Genomic DNA, 17,980 nt, shown 5'->3' with positions numbered 1-17,980 from the left:
ATTCCCCGGCGATGCGGTCCACGCAGAACCCGCTCCCCGGTGAACAAGGAATGCCATGCTCACGCGACTCCCCGACGACTTCACCGCCCTGGTCACCGGCGCCTCCGGCGGCATCGGCAGCGCCGTGGTGGAGGCCCTGCTCGACAGCGACCGCCCCGGTCGGGTGATCGCCGTCAGCCGCGGCGGTCACCCGCACCCGGATCCACGGGTCGATGCCCTGGCCCTGGACCTCACCACCGAGGAGGGTGGCGAGGCCCTCGCCGACGCCCTGGGCGCCACCCCCGTGCACCTGGTGTTCAATGCCATCGGCATGCTGCACGACGAGCAGCTCGGCATCGGCCCGGAGAAGAAGCTCGACGACCTGGACGCCGGGGCCATGGCCCGGCTCTACCACGTCAACGCCATCACCCCGGCGCTGCTGCTCAAGGCCCTGCAGCCAAGCCTCAAGGGGCGCCACCCGGCGCTGTTCGCCAGCCTCTCGGCGCGCGTCGGCTCCATCGGCGACAACCGGCTCGGCGGCTGGTACGCCTACCGGGCCAGCAAGGCCGCCCATAACATGCTGATGAAGACTGCCGCCGTGGAGATGCGCCGCCTCAATCCCCAGGCCGCGATCGCCTGCCTGCACCCCGGCACCACGGATACCCCGCTCTCGGCGCCCTTTCAGGCCCGGGTGCCCGACGGCAAGCTGTTCACCCCGGCCTTCGTGGCCGAGCGGCTGCTGGAGGTACTCGATGCCTGCACGCCCGAGGAGAGCGGCATCTTCCTCGACTGGGCCGGCGAGCGGGTGGCATGGTGACGCCGCGGGGATTAGGGCAGAATTACCGTTGATTACCCTCGTTGCTCGGCAAAACCCGAGCCCGGAAGATCCACATGACGCTTTTTGACCACAGGATGACGTAATGGAAACACTCGGCCCGCGCATCAAGACACTACGGCTGGAGGCCAAGCTCAACAAGGCGGCCCTGGCACGCAGGGTCGGGGTGTCAGACGTCACGATCTCCTACTGGGAATCGGGTGCCATCAAGCAGATCGGCCATGAGCGCCTGGTGGCCCTGGCCCAGGCGCTCAACTGCCCGCTGTCGCGGCTGCTCGAGGACGAGGGGCCCAGCGCCTCGCCCCTCTACCTGCGCCGCCAGCTCCCGCTGCCCTGGCAGGACGGCAAGCAGCGCGTCATCGAGCTGCCGATCGAGATGGTGCCCGGGCAGCGCTGGGACGGCGACTGCCACCTGGTGACCCCGGCACCGGGCGAGCACTTCGACTTCCTGGTGGAGGGCGACCTGGTGGCCATCGCGACCAGCGACATCTTCCGCCAGCCCGGCCTCTACCTCATCGAGAACGACGGCGAGCTGGCGATCCGGCGAGTCACCCAGGGGCCCACCGGAGAGCTGATCTTCCAGCGCCAGGACAGCGACGAACTCATCCCGTACGCGCCCAGCTGCCGGCTGATCGGCAAGCTGGTGGCCCACTGGCGCGCCCAGCCGCTCTGAGGCGCTACTCGATCTCCATGACCTCGACACGATCCCGAGTGCGGCGCGTCTCGTCGCCCACCAGGAAGCGCTTGGCGTAGCGAGCCACCTGGCCCAGGCCGTGACGCGACTGCTCGACCAGCGGTCCCCGAAGGTGCTCGTTCTCCTCGCCCAGCCGGGCGCGCACGGCGGCCGGCTGCACACTGCCCTCTTGCACCTCCACCACTACCAGGTAGTCACCGTCGGGCAGGCCGCTGCCGGGGCCGAAGGGCCCGGCCACGAAGCCGCCCTCGGCCACCGACACCCGCGCCCGCCAGCGCACGCCGCTGAGTTCGCGCTCCACCAGCACCTGCAGGCGAGTCTCGGGGGGCAGGTTGGTCTCGCCATCGACCGTCAGGCGCCGGTCGCTGCCCAGACGCGACGAGACATCGATCGTCACCGGCTCCTCGAAGGGGGCGACCTTCTCGGTCGGGGCGGGCGCCGAGGGCGCCTGCGTCGTCTCGGCTACCGGCGCCGGGTCGTCCGGCGCGCCACTCACCTCTTCCTCGCTGCCACCGCAGCCCGCCAGCCAGATCAGCACCACGCCTGCCCCGATCCCTCGACACCACGCTGTCATGCACGCCTCCCGCCTCGTCGATGAGCGACCAGACTACCACTCCTGGCCAGGGCCGGAAGGCTCACAAGCGCTCCGCACAGCGGCGGCAGTGCGTCGTGTAGGGCAGCGCCCGCAGGCGCGCGTCGCCGATGGGCTCGCCGCACTGCTCACAGGCGTCGCCCTCCCCCGCCGCGAGGCGCTTCAGCGCATGGAGCACCTGGCGAAGCTCGTCCTCGGCCTCCTGCTGCAGGGCCTGGATGACCTCGTCGTTGACGGTCTCGGTCGACGCGTCCTCGGTGTCCTTGTCCAGCGGAGCGCCCTTCTGCTCCCTGTGGGCCTGGTAGCGATCGAGCCGCGCGACCAGCTCCTCGCGCAGCGCCTCGAGTTCCTGCTTGCGATCCGCCATGACGGCTCTCCTTTCGTCGCATCGTGGGCACACCGACCTCGGCGGCCGGCCTCGCCCGGCGTTCATCCTCCAGGCCCCTGCCCAACAGGCCTGGCTGAATAGCCCTTCCTTCATCGTCCTTCTTTATAGCAGGGCTTTCCCGTCCGGTGCGCTGATCCGGATCACGCCTCGACGAGTCGCCGGGCCGAGCCCGCGACCCAGCGATGGCGTCGCGCACCGCCAGGGTGTTGACGCCGGGCGCTCGTCATGCCACCGTGTGCGCCAGTTGGTTAGCAAGATGCATATTGTCAGTAGTAGTCGAATCCTTTCGGTTGTCTGGTTATATCCCCTTGTTTTACCCACTAGCATTCGGGGCTACACCCGGTAATTTCGTATCCGGCGCAGCGCGCCAAAGAAAGGAGTCATGACATGGCTACTGGCACCGTCAAGTGGTTCAACGACGCAAAAGGCTTCGGCTTCATCACCCCGGCCGACGGCGGCGATGACCTCTTCGTGCACTTCTCCGAGATCAAGGCCGAGGGCTTCAAATCCCTGCAGGACGGCCAGCAGGTCTCCTTCGACGTCGTCCAGGGCAAGAAAGGCCTGCAGGCGTCCAACGTCGAAGCCGTCTGATCACCGATCGGACAGCCCTCTCGAGCCGCAAGGCATCGAGCACCAAGGCCCGCTGATGCGGGCCTTGCTGTATCTGGGTGCCTGAGTGGGGCAGGATTGGGCAGAAAGTGACCAGGGCTGGTAGACTAGGCGCCCTTCCGACCGACACCCCGTGATGCCGATGCAAGCGCTCGACCGCACCTTCTCCGTGGCCCCGATGATGGACTGGACGACCCACGACTACCGCGCGTTCGCCCGAACCCTGACGCGCCGCGCCCTGCTCTACACCGAGATGGTGACCACCGGCGCCATCCTGCATGGCAGCCCGCGGGAGCGCTTCCTCGGTTATGACGAGGTCGAGCATCCCCTCGCCCTTCAGCTCGGCGGCAGCGACGCCCGTGAGCTCGCCGAGTGCGCGGCCATCGCCGAGGAATGGGGCTATGACGAGGTCAACCTCAACGTCGGCTGCCCGAGCGACCGGGTGCAGAACAACCTGATCGGCGCCTGCCTGATGGGCCACCCGGAGAGGGTCGCCGCCGCCGTGCGCGCCATGCAGGACGCGGTGTCGATCCCGGTCACCGTGAAGTGCCGGATCGGCATCGACGACCAGGACGAGGACGCCGACCTCTCGCGCTTCATCGCCACGGTGGCCGACGGCGGCTGCGACACCTTCATCGTGCACGCCCGCAAGGCCTGGCTCGAGGGGCTCTCCCCCAAGGAGAACCGCGACGTGCCGCCGCTCAACTACCCGCGGGTGCACCGCCTCAAGGCGAGTCGCCCGGAGCTTCACATCGGCATCAACGGCGGCATCAAGACCCTGGACGAGTGCCGCGCGCAGCTCGACCACGTCGACAGCGTGATGGTCGGCCGCGAGGCCTACCAGAACCCCTGGCTGCTGGCCGGCGTAGACGCCGCCCTCTACGGCGAGACCGGCCCGGCCGAGAGCCGCCACGCCGCGGCCCGCGCGCTGCGCCCCTACATCGCCCGCCGCCTGGAGGAGGGCGCCAAGCTCAATCATGTGACCCGCCACCTGCTGGGCCTCTTCCAGGGCCAGCCGGGCGGGCGCAAGTTCCGCCGTCACCTCTCCGAGCATGCCCATCGCGAGGGCGCGGGCCTGCAGGTCTTCGACGATGCCCTGGGCCTGGTCGCCGAGCGCGAGCCGGCCGAGGTGGCCTAGCCCCGACGGCGGGCTTCGCGGGACACGACGACGGCGCCGAGCGATCGGCGCCGTCGTCGCATGGGGGCGCTCGATATGGGAGCGCAGCGGCCCGGCGGCTCAGTAGAGGGCGTCGGGGGGCGGCTCGAGGCTCGACTGGAAGTCCTCGATGGCGCTCTCGGCCTCCTCGATGGCATCGAAGCGGGCGATATGGAAGAGCGCCTCCCCCTCGTTGGCCAGCGGCAGACGACTCATGCCGATGACGATGCCGTCCGCCACCGCCCGCACCTCGCCCTCGGCGTTGCCGAAGGGATCGGCCACCCGCCCCAGCAGCTCGCCGCGGGCCACCCGAGCCCCGAGACGCACCTGCGGGCGCAGGATGCCGTCGATGGGGGCCCGCGCCCAGCTCGAGCCGTTGGCCACCTCGGCGGCCGGCACCGGACGCCTTCGATGCTCGCCGGTCAGCATGCCGAGCCGGCGCATCACGCGCAGCACGCCCCGTACCCCCGGCGTGATCGCCCACTGATCGAAGCGCAGCGCCTCCCCCGCCTCGTAGGTCAGCACTGGAATCCCGCGGTGCTGCGCGTAGTGGCGCAGGCTGCCCTCGCGCAGGTCGGCGTTGAGGATCACCGGCGCGCCGAAGGCGTTGGCCATGCGCTCGGTCTCGCCGCCGGGAACCAGCTGGGCCCGGATCTGGGGCAGGTTGGTCCGATGGATCGCCCCGGTGTGCAGGTCGATGATGTGGCTGGCCTGATCGACGATCTGTTCGCGAAACAGCGCCGCCACCCGGCCACCCAGCGAGCCCGATTCGCTGCCCGGAAAGCAGCGATTGAGGTCGCGCCGATCCGGCAGGTAGCGGCTGTGCTGCACGAAGCCGAAGACATTGACGATGGGCACGCCGATCAGCGTGCCGCGCAGCCCCTGCAGCTGCTTGGAGCGCAGCAGGCGGCGCACGATCTCCACGCCGTTGATCTCGTCGCCGTGGATGCCGCCGCAGACCAGCAGCACCGGCCCCAACTGCCGGCCGTGCACCACCTCCAGGGGGATGTAGAGCGGCGCATGGGTATAGAGGCGTGCCACGGGCACGTCGATCTGGGTGCGCGATCCCGGCGCCACCCTGGTGCCGGCGATCTCGAAGGGGGAACGGGCCATGCGGCGCTCCTTGCATCACGAAACGGTGTTTTCAGACGTTTCTTATACGCGCCTGATCCGTGGAAGACGAGCCCGGCGCACCGCCCACCGCTTACATATCCATACATGGATGAATGTAAAAAACGGACCACTCGGGTAGAATATGCAAAACCGTGACATGTTGAGAGCCCCGCCATGGCCAGACGCACCAAGGCCGAAGCCGAAGCCACCCGCGAGGCACTGCTCGACGCCGCCGAGGAGGTCTTCTTCGACAATGGCGTCGCTCGCACCTCGCTCGAACAGATCGCCCGTCACGCCGGCCTGACCCGCGGCGCGGTCTACTGGCACTTCAAGAACAAGGCCGACCTCTTTCGCGCCATGCTCGACCGGGTGCGCATGCCCTTCGAGGCACTGGTGGCGGAGGCCGGTGCCGTGCACGCCTCGCCGCTGGAGACCGTCCGCCTGGGGTTCCAGGAGAGCCTGCTGCGACTGGAGCAGCCCCGCCGCCGACGGGTCCTCGCCATCCTGATCCACCGCTGCGAGTTCTTCGACGACATCGACCCCTGCGCCATCCAGGCGGAGATGGCCGGCGAATGCCTGGACGCCCTGGGCGGCTACTTCGCCGAGGCCCACCGCCTGGGCCTGCTCAAGGAGGGGGTCGATCCCGAGATCGCCACGCGCCTGCTGCAGGCGATCCTCAGCGGCCTCTTCCACGACTGGCTGCGTGACCCCGACGCCTACTCCATCCACGCCCGCGGCATGGCCCTGGTCGATGCCCAGCTGGCACTGATCGGCCGCGATCAGACCGAAGCGGCCTGATCGCGGGGCGATAGCGCCTCAGGCCGACGAGCCGTTGTGCTGAGGGTCGCCGTGCAGCAGATGCAGCCGCCGAAGCCGCGTGCGGGCATCCAGGTAGTCGCTCTCGGGCACGGCCCGGTAGCGACCGTCCCGCGGCAGGTACTTCACCAGCACCCGATACTCCCCGACCCGAGGCGCATCCCCCGACTTGATGGCGAGGCTCACCTCGTGGCGGGGCGCCTCCCTCAGCACGGCCGTCACCTCCTCGGCCGAGACGGCGGTGATACGCACCGCCTCCCCCAGCAGGCAGCGCGGCAGGGGCTCCGGCGCGCCGCCCCCCCGCCGGTGAAGGCGCCGATGCAGTCGATGGCAGAGCCAGGCGGCCAGCGGCGACGCCAGAGCGAAGGCCCCCCAGATCACCAGGATCCCCAGCGGGATTCGGAAGAATCCCAGCGGCAGCCAGCGAAGCACCGCGAGCTCGAGGGCCAGCGTGAACAGGCCCGCCAGCACGATCAGCAGGGTCAGCGACAGCGAGACCGGCACGCCGATGAAGCCCAGCGAGACCAGGGCGCTGGCCAGGGTGTCGTTGCGCAGGCTGTCGTGCTCGAACAGCTCGACAGGCGCCAGGCGCAGCGCCACCAGCAGCCAGTAGCCGGCGACCAGCGCCAGCAGGACGGTGAAGAGGACCATGGGGAAGTCGAGGACGATCGCGATGAGGGTCTCCATGTGGCGTGCCTCCCGATAACGCTTAGCCGACGAATGAGTCTTCCCCTCCCACTCTAGACCATCGCGACGGCGCCTTCCTGATCCCGATCAAGGGGAGCCCCGTCGATCCGGATGGCTCACGTCGCCCGTCCTCGACGCGAACCCAGCTCGTTGGTGGCATGACGCGCGATCGTCCCGGCCTGGAGACGGATCGCCGGCGGCATGTATCAGCGGTGCCTGCGGCATGAAAAAGGGGCGCCCCCAGCATAAAAGGAAGGGGGCGCCCCTGATTGCTGGGCGAGCCGGCGCGGCCCGCCCATCCACGGTGCGTCAGGCGTTGCCGCGTGACTCGGCCGTCGACTCGGAGGCCTCATCATCGCGCTGCGGCCTGCGCTGCAGCCGGGCCGACACCGCGGCGATCATGGCGTAGAAGGTCGGCACGAAGAGGCTGCCGAGGATCGCCACCGAGGCCATGCCCATCGCCACCGTGGTACCGATGTGCTGGCTGCTGGTATCGCTCGCCCCGGTCGCCATGGCCAGCGGCAGGGTGCCGAAGATGAACGCCAGGGAGGTCATCACGATCGGGCGGAAACGCAGCTCCGCGGCGGTGATGGCCGCCTCGCGAATGGTCTTGCCCATCTCGCGGCGCTGCAGCTCGGCGAACTCGACGATCAGGATGGCGTTCTTGGCCGCCAGGCCGACCACCACCAGCATGCCGATCTGCACATAGACGCTGGTATCCAGCGAGCGCAGCGCAATGCCGCCGATGCCCCCCAGGAAGGCGAAGGGCGTGGCCGTGAGCACCGCCAGCGGCAGCGACCAGCTCTCGTACTGGGCGGCCAGGATCAAGAACACCATCAGCAGGCCGAAGACGATGGCCAGGGTCGCCGCGCTGCCCGCCTCGCTCTCCTGATAGGCGGTGCCGGTCCAGCCCATGCCCCAGCCGTCGCCGAGCTCCTCGTCGACGATCTGCTCCATGGCATCGATCGCCTGGCCGGAGCTGTAGCCCGGCGCGGGACCGCCCTGGAACTGGGCCCCGGGATAGACGCCGAAGCGTGTCACCACCGCCGGCGCCACCTGGCGCTCCAGGGTCACGAACTCGGACAGCGGAATCCGCTCGCCGTCGCCGCCGCGCACGTAGACATTGTTGATGTCGTCCGGCGTGTCGCGATACTCGTCCTCGTTCTGCAGGTAGACCTGGAAGTTGCGGCCCTTGTAGCTGAAGTAGTTCACGAAACCGTTGCCGAAGGTGTTGCCCAGGGTCGAGTTCAGCGCCTCCAGCGACACGCCGTAGCTCAGCGCCTTCTGCTGATCGATCTCGGCGCTGAAGGACGGCACGTTGACGTTGAAGGTGGTAAACACCCGGTTCAGCACGGGGTTCTGGCCGGCCGCCTGCATGACCTTGAGCGAGGCCTGGTAGAGCTCCTCGGGCGTCGCGCCGTCGTAGGACTGCAGGTAGCCGGTAAAGCCGCCGGTGGTCGACAGGCCGATGATCGGCGGCATGTTGAAGGCCATCGCCGAGCCGCCCGGCGTCTTCGCACCGAGGCCCATGATCTGGCCGATCAGGTCGGTGGCCGTGATGTCACGCTCTTCCCAGGGCTCCATGGTGACGAAGATCACCCCGCGCGCGGTGTTCACCGAGCTGGTCAGCATGTCGTAGCCCGCCACCGAGGTGGCGTACTTCACGCCCGGGATCTCCTGGATGGACGCGCTGAGCTCGCTCATGTAGGTGCGGGTCCGCTCCAGCGAGGCCGAGTCCGGCAGCTGCACGGCGGTGATCACGATGCCCTGGTCGGTCTCGGGTACCAGCGTCGAGGGCGTGTTCTGATAGAGCCACCAGGAGCCGGCGCCCACCAGGGCGGTCAGCAGCAGCGCCAGCCCCCAGAACCGTACCAGCTTCTTCACCACCCACATGTAGACGGCGGTGGTGCCGGCGAAGAAGCGATCGAACAGGCGCAGCGGCGTGCGCACCGCGCGGCTGAAGGCCGTTTCCCTGGTGTGCAGGTCGTGCTTGATGAAGATCGCCGACAGCGCCGGGGTGAAGGTCAGCGCCATCAGCGCCGAGAAGGCCACCGAGACGGCCACGGTCAGCGCGAACTGCTGGTAGATCTGCCCGCTGAAGCCGCCCAGGAAGGCCACCGGCACGAACACCGCCGCCATGATCAGCGAGGTGGCGATGACCGGGCCACCGACCTCGCGCATGGCCTGGATCGTGGCCTGCAGGACGGTGGTGTCCTCGTCCTCGCCGAGGACGCGCTCGACGTTCTCCACCACCAGGATGGCATCGTCGACCACGATCCCGATGGAGAGCACCAGGGCGAACAGCGTCAGCAGGTTGATCGAGAAGCCGAAGGCGTAGAAGCCGGCGAAGGTCGCCAGCACCGAGACCGGCACCACCGACATGGCGATCACCGTGAAGCGCCAGTTCTGCAGGAAGATGAACAGGATCACGCCGACGATCAGGAAGGCCTCGATGAAGGTGTGAAGCACGGTCTCCACGGAGGCGTCGATGAACAGCGTCGTGTCGTAGGGCGTGGCGTAATCGAGCCCCGGCGGGAAGCGCCCGGAGAGCTCGTCCATCTTCGCCTTGACCGCGTTGGCCGTCTCGAGGGCATTGGCGCCGGGCTGCTGGGTGATCATGATCGGCGCCATGGTGCCGCCGTTGAGCTGCGCATCGACGCCGTAGGACGAGGCCCCCAGCTCGATGCGGGCCACGTCGTCCAGCCGCAGGGCCGAGCCGTCCGGATTGGTCCGCAGGAAGATATCGCGGAAGTCGTCGACGTCGCTCAGGCGGCCGCCGGCGGTGATGGTGTAGGTGAAGGCCCGCGCCTCATCCTGGGGCGTCGACGCCAGGCTACCGGCCGGCACCTCGGTGTTCTGGGCGCGGATCGCGCTGGCCACCTCGGACGGCGTCAGGTCGTACTGCGCCAGCTTGTCGGGATTCATCCAGACCCGCATGGCAAAGTCGCCGCCCCCCAGCACCTCGGCACCGCCGACGCCGGGCACCTGGCGCAGCTCGTCGAGGATGTTGAGGGAGGCGTAGTTCTGCATGTAGATCTTGCTGTAGTCGTCCTCGGGGGAGAGCAACGACACCACCATCAGGATCGAGCTGGACTCCAGCTCCACCGTCACGCCCTGGGCCTGCACCGCCTCGGGCAGCTGCGAGAGCGCGCCCTGCACCCGGTTGTTGACGTTGATGGTGTTGATGTCGCCATCGGAGCCGATGCCGAACGACACGTTCAGGCTCATCGTGCCGTTGTCGGCGCTGGTCGAGGTCATGTAGAGCATGTCCTCGACGCCATTGACGGCCTCGGCGAGCGGCGCGGCCACGGTCTGGGCCACGGTCTCGGCGTCGGCCCCCGGGAAGGTGGCGTTGACCGAGACCGTGGGCGGCACCACGCTCGGGTACTGCTCGATGGGCAGCACCCGCATGCTCATCAGGCCGACCACCGTGAGGATGATCGCCAGCACCGTCGCGAAGATCGGGCGCTTGATGAAGAAGTTAGAGAAGTTCATGCCCCGGCGTCTCCCTCGGCCTCGGGCTTGGCACCCTGGGCCGACGCGCCCTGCTCGGCGCCCTGCTCGGCGTTCTTCTCGACGATCTGCTCGACGCCCTCGAAGGGTTGCGGGGCGATCGTCGTGCCGGGCTGCAGGCCGGCGGGGTCACCCACCACCACCCGCTCGCCGGGCTCGACGCCGCTGGTGAGGATCTGCCAGGGGCCGGCGATCTCGCCGAGCTGCACGGTGCGCGCCCGGGCCTTGTCGTCCTCGTCGAGCACGTAGACCTGCGGTCCCATGAGCCCCTGGGTCAGGGCGAGCTCGGGAACCGCCAGCACCTCGAAGCGCTTCATGCCCTCGAGCTGCACGCGCACGAACTGGCCGGGCAGCACCCGCGCATCGGGATTGGCGAAGGTCGCGTTGGCCTGGACGGTGCTGGTGGCCTCGTCGACCCGCGAGCCGAGGAAGTCCAGGTGGCCCGCGAGGCGCTCGCCCCCCTCACCGGGCAGGTTCAGCCAGGCGTCGACCGCATCGATGGGCTGGTCGCGCAGCTGCTGGCGCAGCGCGAAGGCGTCCTCCTGGGGCAGCTGGAAGCGCACCTCCAGGGGATCCAGCGGGGTGATGGTCGCCAGGGAGGTGCCGGGCTGGACCAGGTTGCCCAGGTTGACCTCGCTCAGGCCGATCATGCCGGACACCGGCGCGGTCACGTCGGCGTAGCCGAGGTCGATGCGGGCGCTGGCCAGCGCCGCCTCGGCCTGGGAGACCGAGGCGCGGGCCACGTTCAGCTCGGCCTGGGCCTGGTCGACCTGCTGGCGGCTCACCGAGTTCTGGCTAAGCAGCTGCTGGAAGCGCGTGGCGTCGCGCTGGGCGCGGGCGAGCTCGGCGCGGGCGCTCTCCAGGTCGGCCTCGCGTTGGGCCACGGCGGCCTCGTAGAGGTCCGGCTCGATGGAGTAGAGGCTATCGCCCTGCTCCACCATCTCGCCCGGCTCGAAGTGGCGCTCCTCGAGGAAACCGGTGACGCGGGCCACCAGCGTCACCTCGTCGTCGCTGCGCAGCTTGGCGGGATAGGACTTTTCGAGCGGCAGGTCCTGGCGGGCCATCTCCATGACCGGCTTGGGCGTCGGGGGGGCCTCCCCCTGGGCGGACGCCTGCTGCTCGGAAGACTCTTGCTGGCCGCAGGCGGCGAGCACGAGGCCCGCGGCCAGCGCCACCAGGCCGCCGCGGCCTCGTTTGATGAAGGTTGTCATGGGTGCTTTCCAATAGGCGCGTCAGAGGAGGGATGAATCTTACATTCATCCATGAATGTTTGTAAATTTTGCAGGATGCTCACTCCCCCTCGAGACGCGGCGGCGCCCCGATCTCCATGACCGCATCCCGCGACCCGGCCGTCTCGGGCAGCGTGAAGGAGACGCTGTCGCCGTCGAGCCAGGCGTTCACCTCCTCGACCGCCGGCACGTCCAGGGTCCCCGACTGCTGGCGCAGGGTCAGCAGGTCGATCACGTAGTCGTAGCGGGCGCTGGCATGATCGGCGACGGCGTTATAGAGGTTCTGCTCGGCGTTGAGCACGTCGACGATGTTGCGGGTGCCCACCTCGTAACCGGCACGCGTGGCATCCAGGGCGCTCTGGTTGGAGACGATCGCCTGGGCGCGCGCCTCCACGGTGGCCACGTCGTTGCTGACCTGGGTATAGAAGGAGCGCACCTGCTGGACGGTGTCGCGGCGCTGGGCCTCGAAGTCGTACTGGCTGGCCTCCAGCAGGTAGGTGTTCTGGCGGATGCTGGCCGAGGTGCGCCCGCCGGTGTAGAGCGGCAGGTTGACCCCGAGCCCCACCTGGCTGGCCGAGGTGTGCCCCTCGACGGCGTCCCGGTCATCGTCGGCGTAGTTGTAGCTGGCGAAGGCGTTGAGCGTCGGCAGGCGATCCGCGCGGGCGATATCGACGTCGCTGCGCGAGACCTCGACCCCGGCCTGGCTGGCCAGCACCTGGGGATTGTTCTCCATGGCCAGCGCCACCCACTGGTCGCGATCGCTCGGGGTCGGCGGCACGATGGGAATCTCCTCGCCCAGCGAATCGATGCTGGCGTAGCGCTGCCCGGTCAGCCGCTCCAGGGCCTCGAAGCTGACCTGCAGGTTGCTCTGCGCCGTGATGCGCTCGGCCCGCGCCTGGTCGAAGGCCGCCTGGGCCTCCTCCACTTCGGTGATGGCGATCAGCCCCACCTCGAACTGCTCCCGGGCCTGCTCGAGCTGGCGACCGATGGCCCGCTCCTGGGCGCGCCGCGCCTCGAGCACCTCGAAGGCGCGCAGGATCTCGAAGTAGGCCGAGGAGACATCGATCAGCACCTGCTGCTCGGTAGCGGCCAGCCGATAGAGCTGCTGGTCGATCTCGCGCTCGGCCCGGTCGAGCTCCCGCGCATTGCGGGCGTCGAAGAGCGCCTGGGTCGCCTCCAGGGTCAGGCTGGCGCCGTTGTAGTCGTCGTCGCCGGCGGTCTGGAAGCCGCTGGTCTGGGTCTCGTACTGGCGGTTATGGGTCAGGTTGCCCGAGACGTCGACCTGGGGCAGCAGGTCGCCCTGCTGGACGTCCCGCCCCGCCTCGACGCCGCTCGTCTGGGCGCGGGCCGAGGCCAGCTCGGCGTTGTTCTGCAGGGCGTCGCGGGCGATGGTCAATAGGTCCGCGGCCTGCACCGGGGCGGCGCAGGCCGCGGCCACCAGAGCCGGCAGCACACGGCGAGCGAGCCGCGTGCCGGTGCCGCGAAGGGAACGGGGACGCATCATCGGTAGATCCTCGATATCGTGATGGGGATGTTTACATACATTGTCGCATGTTTGTTGATCGAGTCCACCGTCCGCCTACGACTAACGGTGATGGCCGAGGGGCCTCGCTGTCCGCTATGCTGCCCTGCAGCAAGCGCCATCCGCGGGGCCAACGGGCCGGCCTCCGCCGCTGGCCGGCCGCCACGCGGTCGATCTCCGCTCAGGCCCCGTTCAGGAAGCCCGCTCATGGACGCCCTGGAAATCGTCAAGGTGAACGCGCTGGAGGTCGCCGTGCGGATCTGGCACCCCGAGGCGCCCCGCACCGTGATCGCCTGGCACGGCCTGGCCCGTCACGGTGGCGACTTCGCCGACTTCGCCCGGGAGCTCGGCCCCCAGTGGCGGGTGCTGGCGCCCGACACCCCGGGCCGCGGCCTCTCGAGCTGGTCCGCCACGCCATCCTGCCACTATGTCTATGCCCATTACATGACCCTGGCCGCCGCGGTGATGGATCATTTCGGCCTCGCGCGCGTGCCCTGGGTCGGCACCTCCATGGGCGGCCTGCTGGGCATGCTGCTGGCCGCCGAGCCGGCGAGCGCGGCACGCATCGAACGCCTGGTGCTCAACGACGTGGGGCCGGAACTCGCCCCCGAGGGCCTGGCCGAGCTCGCCCGCTACTTCGGCGTGCCCCATCGCTTCGCGCACTTCAGCGAGCTCGAGGCCGAGCTCAGGCGCCACTACGCCGGCTTCGGCATCGCCGGCGACGATGCCTGGCGCCGCCTGGCGCTGGGCAGCGCCCGCCGGCTGCCCGACGGCAGCTGGACCTATCACTTCGATCCGCGCATCGTCGAGCAATTCGTCCACGACACGCCCCGCGACACCTGGGCCGACTGGGCGGCGATCCGCTGCCCGCTGATGGTCGTGCGCGGCCGGCACTCGCCGCTGCTCAAGGCCGAGAGCGTGACACGCATGGCCGAGGCGCAGCCCGGGCTCGTCAGCCACGAGGTCCCCGGCTGCGGCCACGCCCCGATGCTCGATGGACGCGACCAGGTCGCGCCCATCGCCGCCTTCCTGGCCGACTCACCGAGCGACGAGGCCGCGGACCTGCCCTGGTGGCAACGCCTGGTCGGGCGCCTGGGGCGCTAGGCTCGCGACGCTTCCCACAGCGCTAATGGTAGTTGATCGACGCCTGATGGCCCCGTGCGACGCAACATCGCCACCGCGTGGCGCGTCGGCATCAGAGAAAAAAGGGTAAGCTAATATACCCCTCCCTGGCATGATACTATCGACGCCCATGACGCGCTCCCACGACCGAACGCCATGCCCGAGCCCATGACCGCCAAGGCGACAGCGCCTGTGAACGAGCCCGGCCGGATCGACCCGCAGGGCGAGCGCCTGGCCATCCGCGGCGACTGGACGCTGGCGCACCACGCGAGCCTCAAGCGCCAGGTCCAACGCCTGGCCAGGGAGCGCGAGCCCTCCGCCCGGAGCATCGACCTCTCGCCGCTGGCCGCCCTGGACACCGCCGGCGCGGTGCTGCTGATGGAGCTGACCGGCGCCGAGCGCCTCGCCGCGATCGACGACTGGGCGCCCGAGCTTCCCGCGCCGCGCCGCGCCCTGCTGCGCACCCTGGGCGAGGCGATGGCCGACCGCCCGGCCCCGGAGCCCCCGCCCCGCCGGCCGCTGCGCGACGGCCTGGCCCGGGTCGGCCAGCGCGTCGAGGACCTCTTCCAACAGCAGCGAGCGCTGCTCGGCTTCATCGGCCTGGTGCTCGCCACCCTGGCCGCTACCGCCTGGCGGCCGGGCCGCTGGCGCCTCACCTCGGTGGTCGCCCAGCTTCACCAGACCGGCCTCAACGCCCTGCCCATCGTCGCCCTGCTGACCTTCCTGGTGGGCGCCGTGGTGGCCTTCCTCGGCGCCACGGTGCTGCGCGACTTCGGCGCCACCATCTACACGGTCAACCTGGTCGCCTTCGCCTTCCTGCGCGAGTTCGGCGTGCTGCTGGCCGCCATCCTGCTCGCCGGGCGTACCGCCAGCGCCTTCACGGCCCAGCTCGGCGCCATGAAGGCCAACGAGGAGCTCGACGCGGTGCGCACCCTAGGCCTCGACCCGGTCGAGCTGCTGGTGCTGCCGCGGGTGCTGGCGCTGATGCTGACGCTGCCGATCCTCACCTTCGTCGGCATGCTCAGCGGCATCCTCGGCGGCGCCCTGATCTGTGAGCTGGCGCTGGACATCTCGCTGTTCCAGTTCGTCGCCATCCTGCAGCGCGACATTCCCCTCAACCACTTCCTGGTCGGCCTGGCCAAGGCGCCGCTGTTCGCCTTCCTGGTCGCGGTGATCGGCTGCCTGGAGGGCTTCAAGGTGAGCGGCAGCGCCCAGTCGGTGGGCGAGCACACCACCTCGAGCGTGGTGCAGTCGATCTTCGTGGTGATCCTGCTCGACGCCGTGGCCGCCCTCTTCTTCATGGAGATGGGCTGGTGAGCGACGCGATGACGCCCTCCCGGCGCCAGGCGCCGGGCAACGACGAGCCGCTGATTCGCGTCCGCGGGCTCGCCAACCGCTTCGGCCGCCACGTCGTCCACGAGGAGCTGGACCTCGACCTCAACCGCGGCGAGATCCTCGGCGTGGTGGGCGGCTCGGGCACCGGCAAATCGGTGCTGCTGCGCAGCATCGTCGGCCTGCTGCGCCCGGCCGAGGGACGCATCGAGGTCTTCGGCGAGGACCTCCAGCGGCTCTCCCCGGCGGCGCGTTCGCGGCTCGAGCGCCGCTTCGGGGTGCTCTTCCAGCGCGGCGCGCTCTTCACCTCGCTGACCCTCGAGGAGAACGTCGCCGTGGCGTTGATCGAACATGCCGGGCTGTCCCGCGCCGACGCCGAGGCCCTGGCCCGGGTCAAGCTGGCCCTCGCCGGGCTGCCCGCCGCGGCCGCCCGCCAGTATCCCGCCTCGCTCTCCGGCGGCATGATCAAGCGCGCCGCCCTGGCCCGCGCCCTGGCGCTGGACCCGGAGGTGCTGTTCCTCGACGAGCCGACGGCGGGCCTCGACCCGATCGGCGCGGCGGCCTTCGACCGCCTGCTGCTGACCCTGCGCGACGCCCTGGGCCTGAGCGTCTTCCTGGTCACCCACGACCTGGACACCCTCTACACCGCCTGCGACCGGGTGGCCGTTCTATCGCAACGACGGGTTCTGGTCGCCGACCGCCTGGCCGCCGTCGAAGCCACCAACGACGCCTGGATCCACGACTACTTCCACGGTCCTCGTGGCCGTGCCGCCCAGCGGGCGGCCCACCCGGCGAAGGAGCCCTGACCATGGAACCCCGCGCCCACCACGTGCTGATCGGGCTGTTCACGGTACTCACCCTGGGCAGCGCCCTGCTGTTCGCCCTGTGGCTCGGCAAGTCGAGCGTCGATCGCGACTACGCCTGGTACGAGATCGCCTTCAACCGCGCCGTCGGCGGACTCTACGAGGGCAGCGCGGTGCTCTACAGCGGCATCGAGGTCGGCGACGTGGTGCGCCTGCGCCTCGACCCCGAGGACCCGCGCCGGGTGCGGGCGCTGATCCGCGTCGACAGCGAGGTGCCGATCCGCGAGAACACCCGCGCCAGCCTGGCGCTGGCCAACATCACCGGCAGCAAGCACCTGCAGCTCTCCGGCGGCAGCCCCCAGAGCCCGCGCCTCGAGGGCGACCGCGACGCGCCCCCGCTGATCCAGGCCGAGCCCTCGCCGCTGAGCTCGCTGCTCTCCGGCAGCGAGGCGCTGTTCGCCAAGCTGGACCGGCTGCTGACCAACGCCAACCGGGTGCTCTCCGCGCAGAATGCCGAGCACCTGACGCGCACACTGGCCCACCTGGAGGCGCTCACCGGCACCCTGGCCGACGAGCGTGACACTCTCGGACAGGTCATGATCGGGCTCGGGCGCGCCGGCGACCAGGCGACGGCGACCCTCGCGCGCTTCGAGCGCCTCGGCGAGCGGGCCAACCGCCTGCTCGACGACCAGGGCGCCGTCGCGCTCAAGGACGCCGGCGACGCGATGCGCTCGCTCTCCGCCACTGCCGCGCGACTGGATCGCCTGACCGCTCGCCACGCGGGCTCGCTGGAGCGCGGCCTGCAGGGCGTCGGCGAGCTCGACCCGGCGATGCGCGAGCTGCACGGCGCGCTGCGCCGCCTCAACCGGCTACTGCAGCGCCTCGAGCAGAACCCCGCCGAGACCCTGCTCGGCGGCGACGAGATCCAGGAGTTTCGCCCATGAGCTCGCTCGATCCATTCACCCGCCGCGCTCTTCCCGCTCGCCTCGCCCGCCGACTGCTGCCCCTGGCGCTGGCCGGACTGCTCGCCGGCTGCAGCGTGATCCCCGCGGGCGAGCCGGTGCGGCTCTTCACGCTGCCGGAACCGACGCTGAGCGCCTCCCGGGAGGCCCCTCGCGCGCTGACCCTACGGGTCGACACGCCCGGCGCCGGCGCGCCGCTGGACGGCCGGCGCTTGCTGATCAAGCCAAGCCCCGACGAGTTCCAGGCCTACGCCGGGGCGCGCTGGCGCGACGATATCCCGCGGCTGGTGCGCGACCACCTGATCGAGGCCCTGCGCCGCGACGGCCGCCTGGCCGCGGTGATCGATGACGCCAGCCGGGCGCAGAGCGACGCGGCCCTGACCGGCCACCTGGGGGCCTTCCACGTCCGCTATCGCGCGGGCCGCGCCGAGGTGGTGGTGCGCCTCGACGTCCAGCGGCTCGACGACGCCCACCGCGGGGTGCAGGCGAGCCGGCGCTTCGAGACGGTCGTGAGAAGCGAGGACGCGAGCCTAGAGGCCGTGGTCGGGGCCTTCGGCCGCGCCGCCGACCGGCTCGCCGGCGAGGTGGTCGACTGGACGCTGGGGACCCTTCCCTGAAGGCGCGTCAA

At 70.0% G+C, this 17,980-nt stretch carries 17 protein-coding genes; 10 read left to right on the top strand and 7 right to left on the bottom strand.

Annotated elements, in window-relative coordinates; all coding sequences use genetic code 11:
• The first annotated feature begins 55 nt into the window (after positions 1–55).
• On the top strand, positions 56–796 hold the full coding sequence (locus FIU83_RS04500) for an SDR family NAD(P)-dependent oxidoreductase (RefSeq protein ID WP_152482960.1): 741 nt from the start codon (positions 56–58) through the stop codon (positions 794–796).
• 103 nt (positions 797–899) lie between these two features.
• Positions 900–1,487, top strand: a complete 588-nt coding sequence (locus tag FIU83_RS04495; RefSeq protein ID WP_152482959.1) for a helix-turn-helix domain-containing protein — start codon at positions 900–902, stop codon at positions 1,485–1,487.
• 4 nt (positions 1,488–1,491) lie between these two features.
• Here the strand turns inward: FIU83_RS04495 and FIU83_RS04490 are convergent, their stop codons facing one another.
• Both FIU83_RS04490 and FIU83_RS04485 read right to left on the bottom strand, forming a co-directional pair.
• On the bottom strand, positions 1,492–2,082 hold the full coding sequence (locus tag FIU83_RS04490; protein ID WP_152482958.1) for a hypothetical protein: 591 nt from the start codon (positions 2,080–2,082) through the stop codon (positions 1,492–1,494).
• Positions 2,083–2,143: 61 nt separating this feature from the next.
• Positions 2,144–2,467, bottom strand: a complete 324-nt coding sequence (locus FIU83_RS04485) for a TraR/DksA C4-type zinc finger protein (protein WP_152482957.1) — start codon at positions 2,465–2,467, stop codon at positions 2,144–2,146.
• A gap of 408 nt (positions 2,468–2,875) precedes the next feature.
• Between FIU83_RS04485 and FIU83_RS04480 the strand changes: the two genes are divergently transcribed.
• Positions 2,876–3,079 (top strand): cold-shock protein, encoded by a 204-nt coding sequence (locus tag FIU83_RS04480; RefSeq protein WP_152482956.1) that lies wholly within the window; start codon positions 2,876–2,878, stop codon positions 3,077–3,079.
• Between the two features lie 160 nt (positions 3,080–3,239).
• Positions 3,240–4,235 carry a tRNA dihydrouridine(20/20a) synthase DusA gene (dusA, locus tag FIU83_RS04475; protein WP_152485242.1) on the top strand — a complete coding sequence of 332 codons (996 nt, stop codon included), beginning with the start codon at positions 3,240–3,242 and terminating at the stop codon, positions 4,233–4,235.
• A 99-nt stretch (positions 4,236–4,334) separates the two neighbouring features.
• On the opposite strand, the gene FIU83_RS04470 is transcribed toward dusA, so the two are convergent.
• Entirely contained in the window at positions 4,335–5,366 is a 1,032-nt protein-coding gene (locus tag FIU83_RS04470; protein ID WP_152482955.1) for a succinylglutamate desuccinylase/aspartoacylase family protein, read from the bottom strand.
• A gap of 174 nt (positions 5,367–5,540) precedes the next feature.
• Here FIU83_RS04470 and FIU83_RS04465 point away from each other — a divergent pair, with 174 nt between their 5' ends.
• The gene (locus FIU83_RS04465) at positions 5,541–6,164 is read left to right on the top strand and encodes a TetR family transcriptional regulator (RefSeq protein WP_152482954.1); all 624 of its coding nucleotides are present in this window, start codon (positions 5,541–5,543) and stop codon (positions 6,162–6,164) included.
• Positions 6,165–6,182: 18 nt separating this feature from the next.
• On the opposite strand, the gene FIU83_RS04460 is transcribed toward FIU83_RS04465, so the two are convergent.
• The 4 genes from FIU83_RS04460 to FIU83_RS04445 form a co-directional block, all read right to left on the bottom strand.
• Positions 6,183–6,869: a hypothetical protein gene (locus FIU83_RS04460; RefSeq protein ID WP_152482953.1), complete on the bottom strand. Its 687-nt coding sequence runs from the start codon at positions 6,867–6,869 to the stop codon at positions 6,183–6,185.
• Between the two features lie 309 nt (positions 6,870–7,178).
• Positions 7,179–10,364: an efflux RND transporter permease subunit gene (locus FIU83_RS04455; RefSeq protein WP_152482952.1), complete on the bottom strand. Its 3,186-nt coding sequence runs from the start codon at positions 10,362–10,364 to the stop codon at positions 7,179–7,181.
• Positions 10,361–11,593, bottom strand: a complete 1,233-nt coding sequence (locus tag FIU83_RS04450) for an efflux RND transporter periplasmic adaptor subunit (protein ID WP_152482951.1) — start codon at positions 11,591–11,593, stop codon at positions 10,361–10,363. The genes FIU83_RS04455 and FIU83_RS04450 overlap by 4 nt, the downstream gene beginning before the upstream one ends.
• Positions 11,594–11,672: 79 nt before the next feature.
• Positions 11,673–13,112 (bottom strand): TolC family outer membrane protein, encoded by a 1,440-nt coding sequence (locus FIU83_RS04445; RefSeq protein ID WP_152485241.1) that lies wholly within the window; start codon positions 13,110–13,112, stop codon positions 11,673–11,675.
• Between the two features lie 228 nt (positions 13,113–13,340).
• On the opposite strand from FIU83_RS04445, the gene FIU83_RS04440 reads away from it, so the two are divergent.
• The 5 genes from FIU83_RS04440 (at position 13,341) to FIU83_RS04420 (ending at position 17,969) form a co-directional block, all read left to right on the top strand.
• A complete protein-coding gene (locus tag FIU83_RS04440; RefSeq protein ID WP_152482950.1) occupies positions 13,341–14,237 on the top strand; it encodes an alpha/beta fold hydrolase in 897 nt (298 codons plus the stop codon).
• Positions 14,238–14,423: 186 nt separating this feature from the next.
• On the top strand, positions 14,424–15,572 hold the full coding sequence (locus FIU83_RS04435) for an ABC transporter permease (protein WP_152485240.1): 1,149 nt from the start codon (positions 14,424–14,426) through the stop codon (positions 15,570–15,572).
• Between the two features lie 8 nt (positions 15,573–15,580).
• Positions 15,581–16,393 (top strand): ABC transporter ATP-binding protein, encoded by an 813-nt coding sequence (locus tag FIU83_RS04430; RefSeq protein WP_152485239.1) that lies wholly within the window; start codon positions 15,581–15,583, stop codon positions 16,391–16,393.
• A gap of 2 nt (positions 16,394–16,395) precedes the next feature.
• Entirely contained in the window at positions 16,396–17,334 is a 939-nt protein-coding gene (locus FIU83_RS04425; protein ID WP_152482949.1) for an MlaD family protein, read from the top strand.
• On the top strand, positions 17,331–17,969 hold the full coding sequence (locus FIU83_RS04420; RefSeq protein ID WP_152482948.1) for an ABC-type transport auxiliary lipoprotein family protein: 639 nt from the start codon (positions 17,331–17,333) through the stop codon (positions 17,967–17,969). Before FIU83_RS04425 ends, FIU83_RS04420 begins: the two co-directional genes overlap by 4 nt.
• Positions 17,970–17,980 lie beyond the last annotated feature (11 nt).

Source organism: Halomonas sp. THAF5a, assembly GCF_009363755.1.
In the GTDB taxonomy this organism is placed as follows: domain Bacteria; phylum Pseudomonadota; class Gammaproteobacteria; order Pseudomonadales; family Halomonadaceae; genus Halomonas.
This window is presented reverse-complemented; position numbering and strand designations above follow the sequence as displayed.

Excerpts from the sequence above, each read along its gene's own strand:
- FIU83_RS04430 (WP_152485239.1), top strand. The coding sequence starts at position 15,581 with ATGACGCCCTCCCGGCGCCAGGCGCCGGGCAACGACGAGCCGCTGATT.
- FIU83_RS04465 (WP_152482954.1), top strand. The coding sequence starts at position 5,541 with ATGGCCAGACGCACCAAGGCCGAAGCCGAAGCCACCCGCGAGGCACTG.
- FIU83_RS04500 (WP_152482960.1), top strand. The coding sequence starts at position 56 with ATGCTCACGCGACTCCCCGACGACTTCACCGCCCTGGTCACCGGCGCC.
- FIU83_RS04420 (WP_152482948.1), top strand. The coding sequence starts at position 17,331 with ATGAGCTCGCTCGATCCATTCACCCGCCGCGCTCTTCCCGCTCGCCTC.
- FIU83_RS04460 (WP_152482953.1), bottom strand. The coding sequence starts at position 6,869 with ATGGAGACCCTCATCGCGATCGTCCTCGACTTCCCCATGGTCCTCTTC.
- FIU83_RS04445 (WP_152485241.1), bottom strand. The coding sequence starts at position 13,112 with ATGCGTCCCCGTTCCCTTCGCGGCACCGGCACGCGGCTCGCTCGCCGT.
- FIU83_RS04495 (WP_152482959.1), top strand. The coding sequence starts at position 900 with ATGGAAACACTCGGCCCGCGCATCAAGACACTACGGCTGGAGGCCAAG.
- FIU83_RS04455 (WP_152482952.1), bottom strand. The coding sequence starts at position 10,364 with ATGAACTTCTCTAACTTCTTCATCAAGCGCCCGATCTTCGCGACGGTG.
- FIU83_RS04425 (WP_152482949.1), top strand. The coding sequence starts at position 16,396 with ATGGAACCCCGCGCCCACCACGTGCTGATCGGGCTGTTCACGGTACTC.
- FIU83_RS04480 (WP_152482956.1), top strand. The coding sequence starts at position 2,876 with ATGGCTACTGGCACCGTCAAGTGGTTCAACGACGCAAAAGGCTTCGGC.
- FIU83_RS04440 (WP_152482950.1), top strand. The coding sequence starts at position 13,341 with ATGGACGCCCTGGAAATCGTCAAGGTGAACGCGCTGGAGGTCGCCGTG.
- FIU83_RS04470 (WP_152482955.1), bottom strand. The coding sequence starts at position 5,366 with ATGGCCCGTTCCCCCTTCGAGATCGCCGGCACCAGGGTGGCGCCGGGA.
- FIU83_RS04435 (WP_152485240.1), top strand. The coding sequence starts at position 14,424 with ATGACCGCCAAGGCGACAGCGCCTGTGAACGAGCCCGGCCGGATCGAC.
- FIU83_RS04490 (WP_152482958.1), bottom strand. The coding sequence starts at position 2,082 with ATGACAGCGTGGTGTCGAGGGATCGGGGCAGGCGTGGTGCTGATCTGG.
- FIU83_RS04450 (WP_152482951.1), bottom strand. The coding sequence starts at position 11,593 with ATGACAACCTTCATCAAACGAGGCCGCGGCGGCCTGGTGGCGCTGGCC.
- FIU83_RS04485 (WP_152482957.1), bottom strand. The coding sequence starts at position 2,467 with ATGGCGGATCGCAAGCAGGAACTCGAGGCGCTGCGCGAGGAGCTGGTC.
- dusA (WP_152485242.1), top strand. The coding sequence starts at position 3,240 with ATGCAAGCGCTCGACCGCACCTTCTCCGTGGCCCCGATGATGGACTGG.